At 68.8% G+C, this 14,577-nt stretch carries 14 protein-coding genes and 1 pseudogene; 5 read left to right on the top strand and 10 right to left on the bottom strand.

What is annotated here, in order from left to right:
- Positions 1–88 precede the first annotated feature (88 nt).
- Genes QO011_RS23045 through QO011_RS23030 form a run of 4 tightly spaced genes read left to right on the top strand, consistent with a single transcriptional unit; the run spans position 89 to position 7,020 of the window.
- On the top strand, positions 89–1,342 hold the full coding sequence (locus QO011_RS23045; RefSeq protein WP_307277043.1) for an NHLP bacteriocin system secretion protein: 1,254 nt from the start codon (positions 89–91) through the stop codon (positions 1,340–1,342).
- 43 nt (positions 1,343–1,385) lie between these two features.
- Positions 1,386–3,578, top strand: coding sequence for an NHLP family bacteriocin export ABC transporter peptidase/permease/ATPase subunit (locus tag QO011_RS23040; RefSeq protein WP_307277041.1), 2,193 nt, complete (start codon positions 1,386–1,388; stop codon positions 3,576–3,578).
- Complete coding sequence (locus tag QO011_RS23035; RefSeq protein WP_307277038.1) at positions 3,568–6,459, top strand: NHLP bacteriocin export ABC transporter permease/ATPase subunit; 2,892 nt, start codon at positions 3,568–3,570, stop codon at positions 6,457–6,459. Before QO011_RS23040 ends, QO011_RS23035 begins: the two co-directional genes overlap by 11 nt.
- 24 nt (positions 6,460–6,483) lie before the next feature.
- The gene (locus QO011_RS23030; protein ID WP_307277034.1) at positions 6,484–7,020 is read left to right on the top strand and encodes a cyclic nucleotide-binding domain-containing protein; all 537 of its coding nucleotides are present in this window, start codon (positions 6,484–6,486) and stop codon (positions 7,018–7,020) included.
- An 18-nt stretch (positions 7,021–7,038) separates the two neighbouring features.
- Here QO011_RS23030 and QO011_RS23025 read toward each other — a convergent pair whose 3' ends face one another.
- The 8 genes and pseudogenes from QO011_RS23025 to QO011_RS22990 form a co-directional block, all read right to left on the bottom strand.
- Entirely contained in the window at positions 7,039–8,412 is a 1,374-nt protein-coding gene (locus QO011_RS23025) for a class I SAM-dependent methyltransferase (protein WP_307277032.1), read from the bottom strand.
- 43 nt (positions 8,413–8,455) lie between these two features.
- The gene (locus tag QO011_RS23020) at positions 8,456–8,638 is read right to left on the bottom strand and encodes a hypothetical protein (RefSeq protein ID WP_307277030.1); all 183 of its coding nucleotides are present in this window, start codon (positions 8,636–8,638) and stop codon (positions 8,456–8,458) included.
- Positions 8,639–8,835: 197 nt separating this feature from the next.
- Positions 8,836–9,069: a hypothetical protein gene (locus QO011_RS23015; RefSeq protein ID WP_307277027.1), complete on the bottom strand. Its 234-nt coding sequence runs from the start codon at positions 9,067–9,069 to the stop codon at positions 8,836–8,838.
- 200 nt (positions 9,070–9,269) lie between these two features.
- Positions 9,270–9,449, bottom strand: coding sequence for a bacteriocin (locus tag QO011_RS23010; protein WP_307277024.1), 180 nt, complete (start codon positions 9,447–9,449; stop codon positions 9,270–9,272).
- A 44-nt stretch (positions 9,450–9,493) separates the two neighbouring features.
- Positions 9,494–9,634 (bottom strand): annotated as a pseudogene (locus QO011_RS23005) (IS256 family transposase); the annotation flags it as partial.
- A gap of 155 nt (positions 9,635–9,789) precedes the next feature.
- Positions 9,790–10,416, bottom strand: a complete 627-nt coding sequence (locus QO011_RS23000; RefSeq protein WP_307277021.1) for a dihydrofolate reductase family protein — start codon at positions 10,414–10,416, stop codon at positions 9,790–9,792.
- On the bottom strand, positions 10,416–10,922 hold the full coding sequence (locus QO011_RS22995; protein WP_307277019.1) for an SRPBCC family protein: 507 nt from the start codon (positions 10,920–10,922) through the stop codon (positions 10,416–10,418). The genes QO011_RS23000 and QO011_RS22995 overlap by 1 nt, the downstream gene beginning before the upstream one ends.
- Positions 10,923–10,925: 3 nt before the next feature.
- Positions 10,926–11,267 carry an ArsR/SmtB family transcription factor gene (locus QO011_RS22990; RefSeq protein ID WP_307277015.1) on the bottom strand — a complete coding sequence of 114 codons (342 nt, stop codon included), beginning with the start codon at positions 11,265–11,267 and terminating at the stop codon, positions 10,926–10,928.
- Between the two features lie 200 nt (positions 11,268–11,467).
- On the opposite strand from QO011_RS22990, the gene QO011_RS22985 reads away from it, so the two are divergent.
- Positions 11,468–12,322, top strand: a complete 855-nt coding sequence (locus tag QO011_RS22985) for an AAA family ATPase (protein ID WP_307277012.1) — start codon at positions 11,468–11,470, stop codon at positions 12,320–12,322.
- Positions 12,323–12,513: 191 nt separating this feature from the next.
- Here QO011_RS22985 and QO011_RS22980 read toward each other — a convergent pair whose 3' ends face one another.
- Entirely contained in the window at positions 12,514–13,530 is a 1,017-nt protein-coding gene (locus tag QO011_RS22980; RefSeq protein WP_307277009.1) for a zinc-binding alcohol dehydrogenase family protein, read from the bottom strand.
- 29 nt (positions 13,531–13,559) lie between these two features.
- On the bottom strand, positions 13,560–14,540 hold the full coding sequence (locus QO011_RS22975) for an ABC transporter permease (protein ID WP_307277007.1): 981 nt from the start codon (positions 14,538–14,540) through the stop codon (positions 13,560–13,562).
- Positions 14,541–14,577: the final 37 nt, after the last annotated feature.

Genomic DNA, 14,577 nt, shown 5'->3' with positions numbered 1-14,577 from the left:
TGCTGCCTGTATCATGCCCACGGGAAGCTGTGCCTGCGGTCTGCGGCGCCTTTGCCGGGATCCTGACAGGCACCTTCGCGGAAGCGACATGGCCACGGTCCCCGAGAGGATCTACCGCAAGGCCGCCATCGAGCGGCTGTCGTCTCCCGAGCAGCTCGACGAGCTGGTGTCGCTGACGTCACCGCTCGGGTGGATCGCCGCCCTGGCGCTGGCCGCCCTCGTCGCCTCCGGCTTCGCCTGGAGCGTCTTCGGCAGGGTCCCGACGACCGTCGACGGCGCGGGGATCCTGGTATCGCGCGGCGGCTACGTCTTCGATGCGATCGCGCCGGCGACCGGGACCCTGGCATCCGTGGCCGCGATCGGCGCCATCGTCCGCAAGGGCGATCCGCTGGCCAGCTTCGACGACGGGGCGCTGCGACAGGATATCGACCATGCCGAAGAGGTGCTGCGGGAGAAGCAGGCGGATCTGGCCAAGCTCTCGGCCAACTACGACCAGCAGGTCGCGCTCAAGCACAAGAATGTCGCGGCGCAGAGCGAGAATCTCGGCAGCCTGGCCGCAGCGGCCGAGCAGCGCCAGGCCTTCTACAAGGATCTGCTCGAGCGTCAGGCTCAGGCGGTGGCGCGCGGCTACCTCACCGAACGCTTTCAGGAGGACACGCGCCGAGCCATGGAAGAGGCCGCCCAGGCGGCAGGGCAGGCCAGGACGGACGTCCTGCGCCTGAACGCGGAGGAGTCCGATCTTTCCGGCCAGCGCGACCTTGCGACCCTGAATGCCCAGCAGGCCGTGAACGAGGCGCGCCGCCGCGTCGATGACCTGAGCGCCCAGCTCCAGCGGGCGACGCGGGTCGTCAGTCCGCTCGACGGCGTCGTCACCGAGCTGAAGGCAACGCCCGGGACCATCGTCGCCTCGGGCAAGCCGATCCTGAGCCTGGAGATCGCCGGCACGGGACTGGAGCTGCTGCTCTATGTCCCACCGGCGTTCGGCAAGACCGTGGCGCCGGGCATGGAGGTTCATATCGAGCCCTCCACGGTCAAGAAGGAGGAGTACGGCACGCTGCTCGGCACGGTCACGGCCGTCTCGAACTTCCCGATGACGGCCGAAGGCATGGCCTCGGTTCTGCAGAATGCCCAGCTCGTCGCCAATTTCATGGCCCAGGGACCGCCTTATGCGGTCCGGGTCGAGCTCCTCGCCGTCGCCGACACCCCGTCCGGCTATCGCTGGTCCGGCGGCCCGGGCCCGCCCACCCGGCTGTCGAGCGGCACCACCGTCCGCGCCGCGGTGACGATCAGCCGCCAGGCGCCGATCGAGGCGCTGATGCCGATGTTCCGGAATCGCCCGTGACCGCCCTCCCATCCCCCGCGACCAGCCGTTCGCAAGAGTCTTGATGCTCCGTTCGGCGAAACGAAGCCGGCAAGCCGGCAAACGCAGGAGCACCCCGACCGTCTTCCAGATGGAAGCGGTCGAATGCGGGGCGGCGGCGCTCGCCATGATCCTGGCCTTCCATCGCCGATGGGTTCCGCTGGAAGAGCTGCGCTTTCGATGCGGGGTCTCGCGTGACGGCACCAAGGCCAGCAACATCCTCAAGGCTGCCCGGCACTACGGCCTGGCGGCCAAGGGGTTCCGCAAGGAGCCGGAAGACCTGACGTCGCTTCCCATCCCGTCGATCATCCATTGGAACTTCAATCATTTTGTCGTTTTCGAAGGATTCGTCGGGAAATGGGCCTATCTCAACGATCCCGCGATCGGCCGCTGCCGCGTCGACGCGGCGGAGTTCTCCGAATCCTTCACCGGCGTGGTCCTGGCCATGGAGCCGGCCGCCGGCTTTCGGGCCGAGGGCTCGCCACCCAGCCTGCTCGGGTTGCTGTGGCAGAGGTTGCGCGGGTCGGGCGACGGCGTGGCGCTGGTGCTGCTTCTCAGCGTGCTGCTGGCGATTCCCGGCATCCTCACGCCGCTGTTCGCCAAGATCTTCATCGACGACGTCCTGATCGGCCGGCTGGACGGATGGCTCGCTCCGCTGTTCCTGGGCATGGCGGCGACCGCGGCGGTCCGCGCGGCCCTGATCTTCGTGCAGACCCATTATCTCCTGCGCCTGGAGACGAAGCTCGCCCTGTCGCTCGGCAGCCGCTTCGTCTGGCACCTCCTGCGCCTGCCCATGGTCTTCTTCACGCAGCGGCATGCCGGCGATATCGCCAATCGCATCCAGGCCAATGACGACATGGCCCGGCTGCTGTCGGGCGGGCTCGCGACGCTGGCGCTCAGCCTGGTCACGTCCCTCGTGTTCCTGGCGGCGATGGCCGCCTTCAACCCCGGCCTGACGGCGATCGTGGTGCCGATCGCGTTGATCGACATCGCCGCCTTGTGGCTCGCCTGGCGGCGGCGGGAGGCGACGGCCCAGCGCCTCATGAAGGACCGAGGCCAGCTGATGAGCGCCACGGTCGGCATCGTCCGTGCGATCGAGACGGTGAAGGCGAGCGGACTGGAGCAGGATGCCTTCGGGCGCTGGGCGGGGCATCACGCCCGGACCATGGCCGCCAGCCGGGATCTCGGCCGCTCAGCGGCGATGCTGGATGCGGTGCCTCCTCTGCTTGCCGGCCTCGGGCACTGCGCCTTGCTCGGGGTCGGCAGCCTCGAGGTGATGGCCGGGCGAATGTCGGTCGGCGACCTCGTCGCCTTCCTGGCTCTCGCCGCGGCGTTCTCGGACCCGGTCGGACAGATGCTCGGCATCGGCGCGACCCTGCAGGAGATGAGGGGCGGGCTTGCCAATATCCGCGATGTCCTGGCCAGCCCGCCCGACCCGCGGCTCGCCCCATCCGACGACCGGCAGGCCGCCGCGCCCATGCCCCCTCGGACCACGCGCCTGCGTGGGCAACTGGACCTGCACGCCGTCACGTTCGGCTACAATCCGCAGGAGCCGCCGCTCATCGCCGATTTCAGCCTCTCGGTGCAGCCGGGCATGCGCATCGGGATCGTCGGGGCCTCGGGCAGCGGCAAGTCGACGCTCGGGCGGCTGATCAGCGGCCTCCACGTGCCGTGGTCGGGGAGCATCCTGATCGACGGCGTGGCGGCGCAGGACATTCCCCGGCCGATCCTCGCGAGGTCGCTCGCCTATGTGGATCAGGACATCTTCCTGTTCCAGGGCAGCGTCAGGGACAATGTCACCCTTTGGGACCGCAGCCTCGAGGATGCGGCCGTGCTGCGGGCCCTCAAGGATGCGGCCGTGTTCGAGGAGATCACGGTCAGGCCGGGGCTCCAGCACGCGCATGTCGCGGAGGCCGGCATCAATTTCAGCGGCGGCCAGCGCCAGCGTCTCGAGATCGCGCGTGCGCTGGTGGAGGATCCGGCCATCCTCGTCCTCGACGAGGCGATGGCGGCGCTGGATCCGATCGTCGAGCAGGCGATCGACGACAATATCCGGCGACGGGGCTGCACCTGCATCATCATCGCCCATCGGCTGAGCACGATCCGCGATTGCGATGAGATCGTGATGCTGCGGGCCGGACGGGTGATCGGGCGCGGGCGGCATCCGGAGCTGCTCGCGAGCTGCCCGGACTACAGGCACCTCATCGATGCCCAATAGCGCGGATCAAGCCGCCCGCGATCAGCCGCCGCGCTGCGCCGGAGCGGTTCATCGGATCGACGCGTCGTCCCCGCTGCGCCTCGACCGGCTGTCCGGCCCCTTCATCGTACGATTGGGATATGTCGATCTGTTCGCGGTCCCGCTGACCGGCGGCGAGGCGACCGGGGCGAGGCGGCACGTCCTGCGCGTCGAGGCCGGCGGCCTCGTCTGCGCCCTGCCGACCGCCGCCGACATCGCCCTTGTCGCGGTCGGCAGCCTGGACGCCGCGATCGAAGAGATGCCCGGGGTGCCGCCACGCGACCTGACGTCCCTGCTCGAGGCGTGGATGTCGTCGATCGGCGAGGCGGTCTTCGGCAGCACGCCGGCCTGGCCGGACAGGGTCGTCGCACCGGGCCCGGAGGCTGCCTGCGCAGCGGGGACCCGCCTCTATGCCGGAGACGCTCCGGTCTGGGTCAGACCCCTGGAAGGACGCATCGTCCAGAGCTTCGATCCGGGCGAGATCGCCGTCGAGGATCACGGATCGGTGCTGCCGCTCGTGGCAGCCCTTCATGCCCGGGCCGTGACATCGGCCCGTTTCGCCGTCGTCGCGACCGCGGATCTGCCGGCCGGCGAGATGGCGGCGTCTCTCGAAGAGTTCCATCGCCGGGCCCTGGACGGGATCTCCCGGCAGATCGCGCGGCTCGACGAGGCCTCGCATCAGCGCCTGCTGGCGCGCCGTGCCGGCGACGACAAGGCCATGAGCCACGCCGTCAGCGGTCTCGGCGCTCTCGTCGACGGCAAGGCGGCGGCCGCCACGGGAGCGCTGGCGGCCAGCCCGCTCCTGGCCGCCTTTGCGGCCGTCGCGCAAAGCCTGGGAAGCCCCGTGCAACCCGCGGCCTTGTCGGGTCTTCCCGAGATCTCCCTGGCTTCGCTCGGACGCGTCACCGGCTTTGCCTATCGCCGCGTCCTGCTGCGCGGCGCCTGGTGGCGGGCGGACAACGGCCCCCTGATCGGATACCGCATGCCGGATCAGCAGCCGGTTGCGCTCCTGCCCGGCAGGCGCGGCGGCTATCGCCTGGTCGACGGCCCGAGCGGGGAGGGGACGGCGGTGACCGGAGGGGTGGCGGCTCACCTCGCGGTCGAGGCGGTCATGCTCTATCCACCGCTTCCCGCCGCGGCGCGCAAAGCCGGCGGCTTCGCCCGGTTTGCCTTTCGCGGCAGCCTGCGCGACGTCGTCTCCATCCTGACCATGGGACTTCTGGCGGGCGCCCTCGGCTCGGTCGTGCCGATCGCCACCGGATTTCTGTTCGAGCGGGTCGTTCCCCGCGCCGACATGGTCGAGCTGGTCGCGATCATCGCCGGCCTGGTGCTCGCGACATTCGGTGCGGCCAGCTTCGAGCTGGTCAAGGCGATCGCCCTGCAGCGTCTGGAAGCCCGGGCGGAAGGCTTGCTGCAGCCGGCCATCATGCAGCGCCTCCTCGACCTTCCCGTCGGATTCTTCCGCGGCTTCGGCACGGGCGACCTGACCGATCGCATCCTGGGCGTCCAGCGGATCCGCCGCCTGATCACCGGCACGACGATCGCATCCCTGCTCGCGGTCGGCTTTTCCATCACCAGCTTCGCCGTCATCCTGGCCTACAGCCCGCCTCTCGCCCTGCTGTCGGCGGCTCTCGTGGCGGTCGCCGTCGCGATCGGAGCGGGGCTCGGCTATGCCCAGCTTCGGCATGAGCGCGTCGCCGTCGAACGCGGCGGCCGTGAGGATGCGCTCGTCATCCAGCTGATCAACGGCGTGGGCAAGCTGCGGGTCTCGGCGAGCGAGGCGCGCCTGTTCGCGCTCTGGGCCGGCCTGTTCGCCGGGAGAAAGGCGGCCACTCTCGCCGGCCGCCGCTACGCCAATCTGCGCGCCACCTTCTACGGCTCATATCCGACGCTGGCGCTGATGCTGCTCTTCCTGGCGGCGAGCCGATCCATCGGCGGCCATGCCGACGGCTCCGGCAGCGGGTTGCCCCTGGGAGGCTTCCTGGCGATCAGCACGGCCTTCGGCCAGTTCCTCGCCGCCATGATCGGCGGCGCGGGTGCGCTCACCACGATGGTCGGCGCCATGCCGCTGTTCGAGCGGCTCCACGTCATCCTGGAGACGGAGCCGGAGAAGCATCGCGACAGGGTCGACCCCGGCACCCTGACCGGTGCGATCGAGGTCAGCCATGTCAGCTTCCGCTACGACCCCGCGGGGCCGCTCGTGCTGGACGACATTTCCCTTCGCATCGAGCCCGGACAGTTCGTCGCCATCGTCGGGGCGTCGGGCAGTGGCAAGTCGACCCTGTCGCGCCTGCTCCTGGGGCTGGAGACGCCGGAAAGCGGCGACATCCTGTATCAGGGGCAGTCCCTGGCGACCCTCGACATATCGGCGTTGCGGCGACGGATCGGTGTGGTCCTGCAGAACACCCGCGCCATGAGCGGCAGCATTTTCGAGACGATCACCGGGGGCCTGCCTTTCTCGCTCGAGGATGCGTGGGACGCAGCTCGCATGGCGGGGATCGCCGCCGACATCGAGGCGATGCCGATGGGCATGCACACGGTGCTGATGGAGGGAGCCGTCACCCTTTCGGGCGGACAGATGCAGCGGCTGATGATCGCCCGCGCGCTCGTCGCCCGGCCGCAGCTCCTCATTTTCGACGAGGCGACCAGTGCGCTGGACAATGCGACGCAGGCCGTCGTCACGGCGTCCCTGTCCGGCCTTCACGTCACCCGGATCCTCATCGCGCACCGTCTGACGACGATCCGGAGCGCGGATCTCATTCTGGTCCTGGACCGGGGGCGCCTCGTCGAAGCCGGTGATTTCGAGAGTCTGATGCTGAAGGACGGGATGTTCCGCGCCCTGGCGCGACGCCAGATGGCGTGACCAGGGCGTTCCGGGAGATCGACCATGCGCAAGGCACTGTACATCCTCGGTCAATTGAACGATGCCGACGTGCAGTGGCTGCAGCGCCACGGCACGCGCCGCAGCCTCGGCGACGGCGAGGTGATCGTCAGGGCCGGGCAGCCGGTGGATGCCGTGTTCATCAGCCTGGACGGCGCGCTCTGCGTGACGCTCGGCAACGGCACGAGGCTGGCCCAGCTCGGCGCCGGCGAATTCGTCGGCGAGATGTCGTTCGTCGACACGGCGCCGCCCTCCGCCACCGTGGCGGCGCTGGGGCGGGCGTCGGTGCTGGAGATCAAGCGCACCGATCTGCAGCACAGGATCGACGAGGATCCGGGCTTTTCCTCCCGCTTCTATCGTGCCTTGGCGATCTTCCTGGCCGATCGCCTGCGCGCCGCCAATCACCGCCTCGGCCAGGGCGAGGAGGGCGATCTGCGGGGCGACGCCGTCATCGAGGACGAACTGGACGACACGGTTCTCGACACGGTTTCGCAGGCAGGGGAGCGCTTTCACCGGTTGCTGGCCGCGTTGTCGGGGGGGTGATCCGGCGCCCCGATGGCGTCAGGCCCATCTCAGCAGGTGGTCGGCCCAGGGCCGGACCTCGGGGGCGACCTCCTTGCCGTCGCGCAGCGCCACCAGGAACCGCGTGTCGAACTTCTGCGCCGTCCCGAAGGGCAGGACGCGGTAGGCTGTGCCCGGGCCCGCATCCTCCAGGAGCAGGGCGTTCAACCCTGCCACGTCGGCCCGGCCGCGCGACACCGGCGCAATCGTCCCGGCACAGCACAGCGCCAAGGCGTTCGCCAGCAGATCCTGCGCCGCAGGCGCCTGCGTTCGATCCGGCCCGGTGAGGCAATCGGCAAGGGTGCGCGGCTCGTGCGCAAGCATGGACACGATCCGGCGGGCCACCGGATTGTCGTAGGTCACGCGCCCGGCTTCGGTCGCCATGGCGTACTCGACCAGGGCCGCGGGTGTGACCAGGGCGAACGGCATGGCGAACAGGCGTTTCCGCCGCTCGTCGTCGTCAAGCCCGGCCGGCGCCCGCCCATAGACGTCGCGGCGGAAACGCTGCAGCAGAAAGTAGTCGCGAACGAGGTCCCGCAGGTCGGCATCCGCAATGGCCTCGAGCGCTTCGCGGGCGGCGCGGCGCAGCACGAAGCCGTCGAAATTGTCGCGCAGCGTCGCCGAGCCCACCGGCTCGAGCCCGATCTGCGCCATGTCGCGGCGGACATCGTCGACGTAGAGCGGCCGCCAGGCCGGGGCCAGATACTCATGCGCGAAATAGGCGCGCGGCCGCCGGTCCTTCTCCGCATCCCAGCCGGCCGCGACGGAGCTGGCGGTGAGGGCGGGAGCGCCGGCCCTGGTCAGGCCCTGGACGGCCGCCGCCGCGGCATCGAACCTGTCCATGCTGTCGCCTGTCGCCCGTGCGGCGATCGCCCGGACGAGGTGCTGGAACGGCGCGTCGGCGGCCCAGCCCGGCATCGTGTTGTAGCTGACATAGACCAGCCCGCCGGGGGCCAGGTGACGGTCGATGAAGCGGCGGAATGCAGCCTTCGCCTCTTCGTCGATCCAGGAATAGACGCCGTGGGCGACGATATACGCGAACTGCGGCAGGTCGAGCTCGACCGCCGCCGCGAAATCGACGGCGTGGAAGGCGAGATTGCCGATGCCGGCATCCGCCGCGACCCGCCGTCCCCAGGCAATGTGCGCGGGCATCGCATCGACGGCGTGGAACATGCCCTCGGGATGGGTAGCGGCGAAGACGATCGACGTCAGGCCCTGGCCGCAGCCAAGCTCGCACCAGGAGAAATCGGAGGCGCGGCCCGGCGGCTCGAACCCGCAGAGGACCGCGACGAAATCGAGCCATTCCGGCGACAATTCGCACGTGAAGCCCGGCACATAGGGCACATCGCTCACATAGCGGATCGGTTCCGTCAAGCGCCCTCCCGGCCCGATCGGTCCTCCGACGGATGCGCCATCGCTATTTGTGGCGATCGGTGCTCAGGGCGTTGATCTTGTGGTCGAGCTTGAGGTTCGCGACGCCGCCGCTGACGGACTGCAAGTGCTCCTCGGTCAGCTCGACGCTCGCACCGACCCTCGCCTTCGTCAGGTCGTCGGGCTTCGAGACCACCTTGGCACGACGTCTGGACTCGGATTTGGCCATCGTTTCCTCCCAGGCAGGCTCCAAGACGGCAGATCGGGCGTTTGGGCATCGTTGCGAAGATGCGGCGCCGCGGCGGGAGCAGCATCGCCGCAGATCGTTGGAGCAAAGCGCCTTCGGGCGGAAACGCTACCTTGCTCCACCCCCCTGTTTCGACGCGTCCTTGCGAGTCCTGTCGCGTCCGCCAGATCGCAAAGGCTTCAGCCTTTGATATAGGCGTCCATGATCGCGTAGGCCTTGTCCGCGGTCTTGGCCTTGTTCACGGTGATGTCCTGCGTGACTGGCGTACCGCCGGCGACCGTCGCCAGGTCGTCCTCGGACAGCTCGACGCCGGCCTGCTCGCCGGACGTCACCAGCGAACCGGTTGGAGAGAGGCGCTTTTTCCTCGATTCCGCCGACACCTTGGCCTTCTCGGGCCGTGACGATCCGCTCATCATGTGCTCCTGTCCAACGAAGTCCGGCGCACGGTTGGAAAGACGATCATCCAAGATCGACGACGAAGCCTACCAGGGCGCCGCTTCGACAAGCTGTTCCGCTGGGCACCGCTCGCGCGCCCCAGGCCACAGCGGCATTCACGCTGCACCTCATCGTCGTCCTGCGATCGTCCCGGTGGGCTGCCCGAAACCGGGCGCCGTCAGCGTGGGCTGGCGACGTCAACCTTCTTGACGAACGACAGGTCCTGCATCTGCACCTTGCCCTTCTCGCCGCCGGCAACCTGCTGAAGCTCCTCTTCCGACAATTCTTTCGCCGCGCGATCCTTGAGCTTGGCAATGGTCTCGGAAGATTTTGAAGTGGGCTGCTTTTGATCGACCATGGACTTGACCTTTCCATCATCGTACCTGCCCCGACGCTACGGTATCCCAACATGGGTAGGACGACAAGATGGGGGGCCTCGACGGCCCGCCACCGGGTCTGTGCCAATCCGATGAGCTTGAACGCCATCGCGACACCGGCGGCCCGCGAGCCGGGGCCCTTGGTGGCTCGCTGCCGAAGCCTGAGCCGGCGATGAAGGTTCGCGACAATGCCGTGAGGTCCCTGCCGGAGGAGCGCGCGGCCGAGATCGCAGCCCAAACGCTCGCCCTTCCCAGCGCTCGGAGCGTCGAGGATCTCACCGCGTTGCCGACCTCGGCGGGGAAGCGCCGAGGTCGAGACTGTTACCGCTCCCGGACGGCGTAGGTCAGGTGGGTCACCCGCTGCGTCGGCTCCGCGCGGACCGGCTCCAGTGCCACGCGGTCCGCGTCCACGCCCTCGAACAGGCGGATTCCGGAGCCGAACAGCACGGGGGAGAGCGCGATCGAGAACTCGTCGATCAGGCCGGCGTTCACGTATTCCAGGATCGTTGCGCCACCGCCCGCGATACGGACGTCCCGGTCGCCGGCGGCCCCGCGGGCCTGGTCGAGCGCGGTCTCGATGCCATCGTTGACGAAGTGGAAGGTGGTCCCGCCAGGTCGCTGCCAGGGGGCACGCTTCTCGTGCGTCACGACGAAGACCGGGGTATGGAACGGCGCGTCCTCCGGCCACGCCTGCTCGCCGAGCTCGAACATGCGCTTGCCCATGACGCTCGCGCCGGTGCGCTCGAACGTCTCGCGCAGGATGTCGTTGTCGCGCCCTTCCTCGCCGCCCTCGCTGAGCTTCAGGTTCTCCCGGAAGAATCGTTGCGGGAAGACCCATTGCTGCAGTTCCATCCACTGCGCCATCCAGCGCGGGTCGCCCATGCGCCCCTCGGGCGCGACGAACCCATCCAGCGACATCGACACGCTGAAGAATACCTTTCCGGCCATCAGTCCTCGACTCCCTTTCGAACGATCTCGGTGACGTAGGCAGCGAGGTTGCTCAGGGTCTGCTCGCCACCCTCGATCGCGTGGTACTTCTCGACCACCTCGTCGCGCATCTCCTTGGTGGGGAACACCGTGCGCATCTCGATCCGGGTCGCCGCGCCGTCGGGCGCGAACGTCAGGACCGACGTGAACGCATTCGGATCGCCACGGGACTCACCGTGCAGGAGCGCGATCCGTTCCGGCGGGGCGATCTCGGTCCAGGAGATCCACTCCTGGTAGTCCGTCCCGTCCGGTCCGTGCATCACGAAGACCCACTCCCCGCCGACCCGGAATTCGAAGGCCCGGGTGGTGGTGGTGAACCCCTCCGGTCCCCACCATCGCGACAGGTGCCGGACTTCGGTGAACGCCTCGAACACCAGCTCCCGTGGGGCACCGATGACCCGGGAGATCACGATCTCACGGTCGGCTGTCGCCGGCTGCGCCATCGCGTCGCGTCCTGCCGCTGCCATCGGTCACTCCTCCCGCCTTGCCTGCTTGAGGTCCTGCACATATGCGTCCAGCCGGTCGAAGCTGTCGTTCCAGAACCGCTCGAACCCGCCGGCCCACGCGTGAACCGGTCGCAGCCCGCGGGCGTCGAGGCCGTACAGGCGCTGCTTGCCGGCCTTGCGGTCCCGCACCAGCCCGACCTCCCGGAGCACCCGCAGGTGCTTGGACGCCCCCGGCTGGGTCATCCCCAGCTCCTGGGCCAGCTCGGTCACCGGCCGCTCACCCGCCCGCAGCAGGGCCAGGATGTCCCGGCGCTGCGGTTCGGCGATCGCGTTGAAGACGTCCGATGTCGTCGCTGCTCGTGCCATGGCCGCCATCATATGCCGATATAGGCATATATCAAGCCAAAAGATTCGGGCGAGTCGTGCCGGAGGACGGCCGCCGAAGGGCTTTCCGAAGGACAGCGCACGGAAGCCCTGCGGGCGACGGAACCAGGGCCAAGGGCTCGGGCCGGGATTGACTTGCGGCCTCGCATCCTCACCCTGTCGAGGGAGCGCAGGGGAGGGGCATGGCGCGAAGGCCATCATCGTTGCGGGCGCCGTTCCTGAAGCGGGTCTGGACCGACATGGACAGCCTCGCCGAGCGGCAGGGCTTTCCGTTCGACCTGCCGCTGGTGCGCCATGGCGGCGTCGACCTCACGCTGACGCGCCCGGTGACGATCCTGGTCGGCGAGAACGGCACGGGCAAGTCCACCATCCTGGAGGCGATCGCCGAGGCGGCCGGCTTCGGCAAGGCCGGCGGCAGCCGGGATCATCTGGCCGCCGACCAGATCACGGAAAAATACCGCGACAGGGAGCTGGACGATTTCAGCGAGGCCGAGCGCGCCACCCGCAGCGCCATGCTGGCGCGGGCGCGCGAGGACACGGGGCTGGGCGAGGTTCTGCGCTTCGCCTGGCTGCCGAAAGTGGGGCGGGGCTTCTTCTTCCGGGCGGAGACGTTCCACCGCCTGGCGCGGTTCCTCGACGAAACGGCGGTCTGGGACATCGCTCCCGGCCTCGGGCCGCAGCACCTGAAGATGTCCCATGCCGAAGGGTTCGTCGACTTCTTCTCAGGCCGCTTCGAGGCGGCGCTGCGCTCGGGCCGCCATCACCTCTTCATCTTCGACGAGCCGGAATCGGCGCTGTCGCCGCAGCGGCAGATCGAGTTCATGGCGATGCTGCGGGCGCTGGAGCAGGGCGGCACCGTCCAGATCATCATCGCGACGCACGCGCCGCTGCTGATGGCCTATCCCGGCGCCGACCTGCGCCGCATCGTGCGCAACGCCATCGAGCCCTGCCGCCTGGAGGAGACGGCGCATTTCCGCTTTCTGCGCGAGTTCTTCGAGGATCCCGCCGGCTTCGTCAGCGCGCATCTGGAGGGATAGGGCTCGCAGGGCTGCCGGCCGCCGCCAGATGCGGCCCCGCGCGGTCAGCACGTCGAGGAAGCTCTCCGAGCCAGCCCCATGGAGCACATGCGCCGGGTGGGCTCCCGATCCCGCTTCGACCTGGCCGAACTGCGCGGCAGGGTCGGAGGGGGATCACGCGCGAAGGCCGATCGATGCCGCTGAAGCCTGGATCATGGCAGCGCCACGATCGCCTTGATCAGCCCGCTCTTCGCATGGGCCCAGAGCGGAAGATCCTCGATGACGCGCTCCAGCGTCGTGGTGTGGGTCGCCAGGGCATCCGTCGGGATGAGGCCGGCCTCGATCGAGGCGACGACATGCTCGAAGTCGACGCGCGTGGCGTTGCGGCTGCCGATCAGCGACATTTCCCGCTTGTGGAACTCGGGATCGGAGAAGACGATCTCGTTCTTGACCACCGACACCAGCACATAGGTGCCGCCATGGGCCACGAGGCCGAAGCCGGCGCCGATCGCTTCCGCGTTTCCGGTGGCGTCGAAGACGACGTCGAAGCCGTCTCCGGCCGTTGCCCGCATCACCTCCTCGTGCGCCGACGGCCCGGCCGGGAAGGTCGATCCGAAGCCGAGGCGCTCGTGCGCGAAAGCCAGACGCTCGGAGGACGCGTCGATCAGCGATACGTCCAGCCCGGCGATGCGGGCGAAGATCGCGGTGCCGAGGCCGATGGGACCGATCCCCGTCACCAGGGCGCGGGCGCCCGGGCGCGGCTGCGAACGGCGGACCGCATGGGCGCCGATCGCCAGGAACTCGACCATGGCCGCATCCCTGAGCGACAGCCGCCCGGCGGGATAGAGGTTCCCGGCCGGCACCTCGATGCATTCGCACATGCCGCCGTCGGCATGGACGCCGAGCACCTGGATCCGGGTGCAGCAATTCGGCTTGCCCTGCCGGCAGGCGACGCACTGGCCGCAGGAGATATAGGGGTTGACGACGACCGGCGTGCCGATGCCGAGCGTCACGCCCGGCCCGACAGCGGACACGATGCCCGACAATTCGTGGCCGATCACGCGCGGATAATCCAGGAAGGGATGCTTGCCCTCGTAGATGTGGTAGTCGGTCCCGCAGATGCCGACATGGCGGATCTCCACCGTCGCCCGGCCCGGCGCCGGCGCACCGGGACGGGATCGTTCGGCGAGCTCCAGCCGCCCCGGTGCGGCGCACACGACACTCTTCAAGGCCGCCTCCTCATGCTCGATCTCAGGCGTCAGCGGGCCCGGCGCCGGCGAAGCTGGTCGAAATAGACGATGACGATGATCAGGCCGCCCGTGATGATGAACTGCCAGAACGAATTGACGTTCAGGAGGTTGGCGCCGTTGCGGATCGTCGCCAGGATGAAGGCCCCGAGGAGCGGTCCCCAGATCGTGCCGACCGCTCCGAACAAGCTGGTCCCGCCGATGACGGAGGAGGCGATCGCCTGCAACTCCCAGCCGTTGGCCTGGGTGGCGTTGCCGGTGCCGGTGCGGGAGGCCAGCATCACGCCGACCACGGCCGCGCAGAGGGCGGACAGGATATAGGCGGTGTAGATCACGCTGCGCACGTTGATGCCGGAGAGGCGGGCGGCCTCGGCATTGGATCCGACTGCATAGAGGTAGCGGCCGAACTTGCTGAAGTGCAGGTAGATCAGCCCCGGAACGGCGACCGCGATCACGATCCAGAACAGGTTCGGCACGCCGAAGAGGCTGCCACGCGAGAAGCCCGTGAAGTCGTCGTTCGTGATGTTGATGGTCGAGCCGTCGGTGATCAGGAGACCCGCGCCCTGCAGAGCCGTCAGGGTTGCGAGCGTCATGATGAATGGCGGCAACCCCATGCGGACGATGCCGAAGGCGTGAAAGGCGCCGATCGCCGCTCCGGCGATCAGGGTGATCGGGATGGCAAGCCAGACCGGCACGTTGTTCTCGATGAGCAGCGATACGATCACGGTCGCGAAGCCGACGATGGAGCCGACGGACAGATCGATGCCGGCCGTGATGATCACGAAGGTTTCGCCCACCGCGAGGATGGCGATCATCGCCCCCTGGCGGGCCAGGTTCGAGATGTTGCCGGGCGTCGCGAAGGTCGTCGTCAACAGCGACAGGGCAACGAACATCAACAGCAGCACGGCGACGAGCGAGAGGCCGAGGAGATTGTTGAAGTCGAGCTTGCGCCGCCCTGCGCCCGTGCTGCTCGCGACCGTTTCCTGAGTCATGGCTCCATCGCCTCGCTTCTTCCTGGCCTGACGACGT

It is taken from the genome of Labrys wisconsinensis (genome assembly GCF_030814995.1).
GTDB lineage: Bacteria > Pseudomonadota > Alphaproteobacteria > Rhizobiales > Labraceae > Labrys > Labrys wisconsinensis.
Note: the sequence above shows the minus strand (reverse complement) of the source record. Positions and strands in the feature narration are given on the sequence as shown.

Bases quoted from the DNA above. Each gene is read 5' to 3' on its own strand.
- QO011_RS23045 (WP_307277043.1), top strand. From the start codon at position 89: ATGGCCACGGTCCCCGAGAGGATCTACCGCAAGGCCGCCATCGAGCGG.
- QO011_RS23040 (WP_307277041.1), top strand. From the start codon at position 1,386: ATGCTCCGTTCGGCGAAACGAAGCCGGCAAGCCGGCAAACGCAGGAGC.
- QO011_RS23035 (WP_307277038.1), top strand. From the start codon at position 3,568: ATGCCCAATAGCGCGGATCAAGCCGCCCGCGATCAGCCGCCGCGCTGC.
- QO011_RS23030 (WP_307277034.1), top strand. From the start codon at position 6,484: ATGCGCAAGGCACTGTACATCCTCGGTCAATTGAACGATGCCGACGTG.
- QO011_RS23020 (WP_307277030.1), bottom strand. From the start codon at position 8,638: ATGGCCAAATCCGAGTCCAGACGTCGTGCCAAGGTGGTCTCGAAGCCC.
- QO011_RS23015 (WP_307277027.1), bottom strand. From the start codon at position 9,069: ATGAGCGGATCGTCACGGCCCGAGAAGGCCAAGGTGTCGGCGGAATCG.
- QO011_RS23010 (WP_307277024.1), bottom strand. From the start codon at position 9,449: ATGGTCGATCAAAAGCAGCCCACTTCAAAATCTTCCGAGACCATTGCC.
- QO011_RS23000 (WP_307277021.1), bottom strand. From the start codon at position 10,416: ATGGCCGGAAAGGTATTCTTCAGCGTGTCGATGTCGCTGGATGGGTTC.
- QO011_RS22995 (WP_307277019.1), bottom strand. From the start codon at position 10,922: ATGGCAGCGGCAGGACGCGACGCGATGGCGCAGCCGGCGACAGCCGAC.
- QO011_RS22990 (WP_307277015.1), bottom strand. From the start codon at position 11,267: ATGGCACGAGCAGCGACGACATCGGACGTCTTCAACGCGATCGCCGAA.
- QO011_RS22985 (WP_307277012.1), top strand. From the start codon at position 11,468: ATGGCGCGAAGGCCATCATCGTTGCGGGCGCCGTTCCTGAAGCGGGTC.
- QO011_RS22975 (WP_307277007.1), bottom strand. From the start codon at position 14,540: ATGACTCAGGAAACGGTCGCGAGCAGCACGGGCGCAGGGCGGCGCAAG.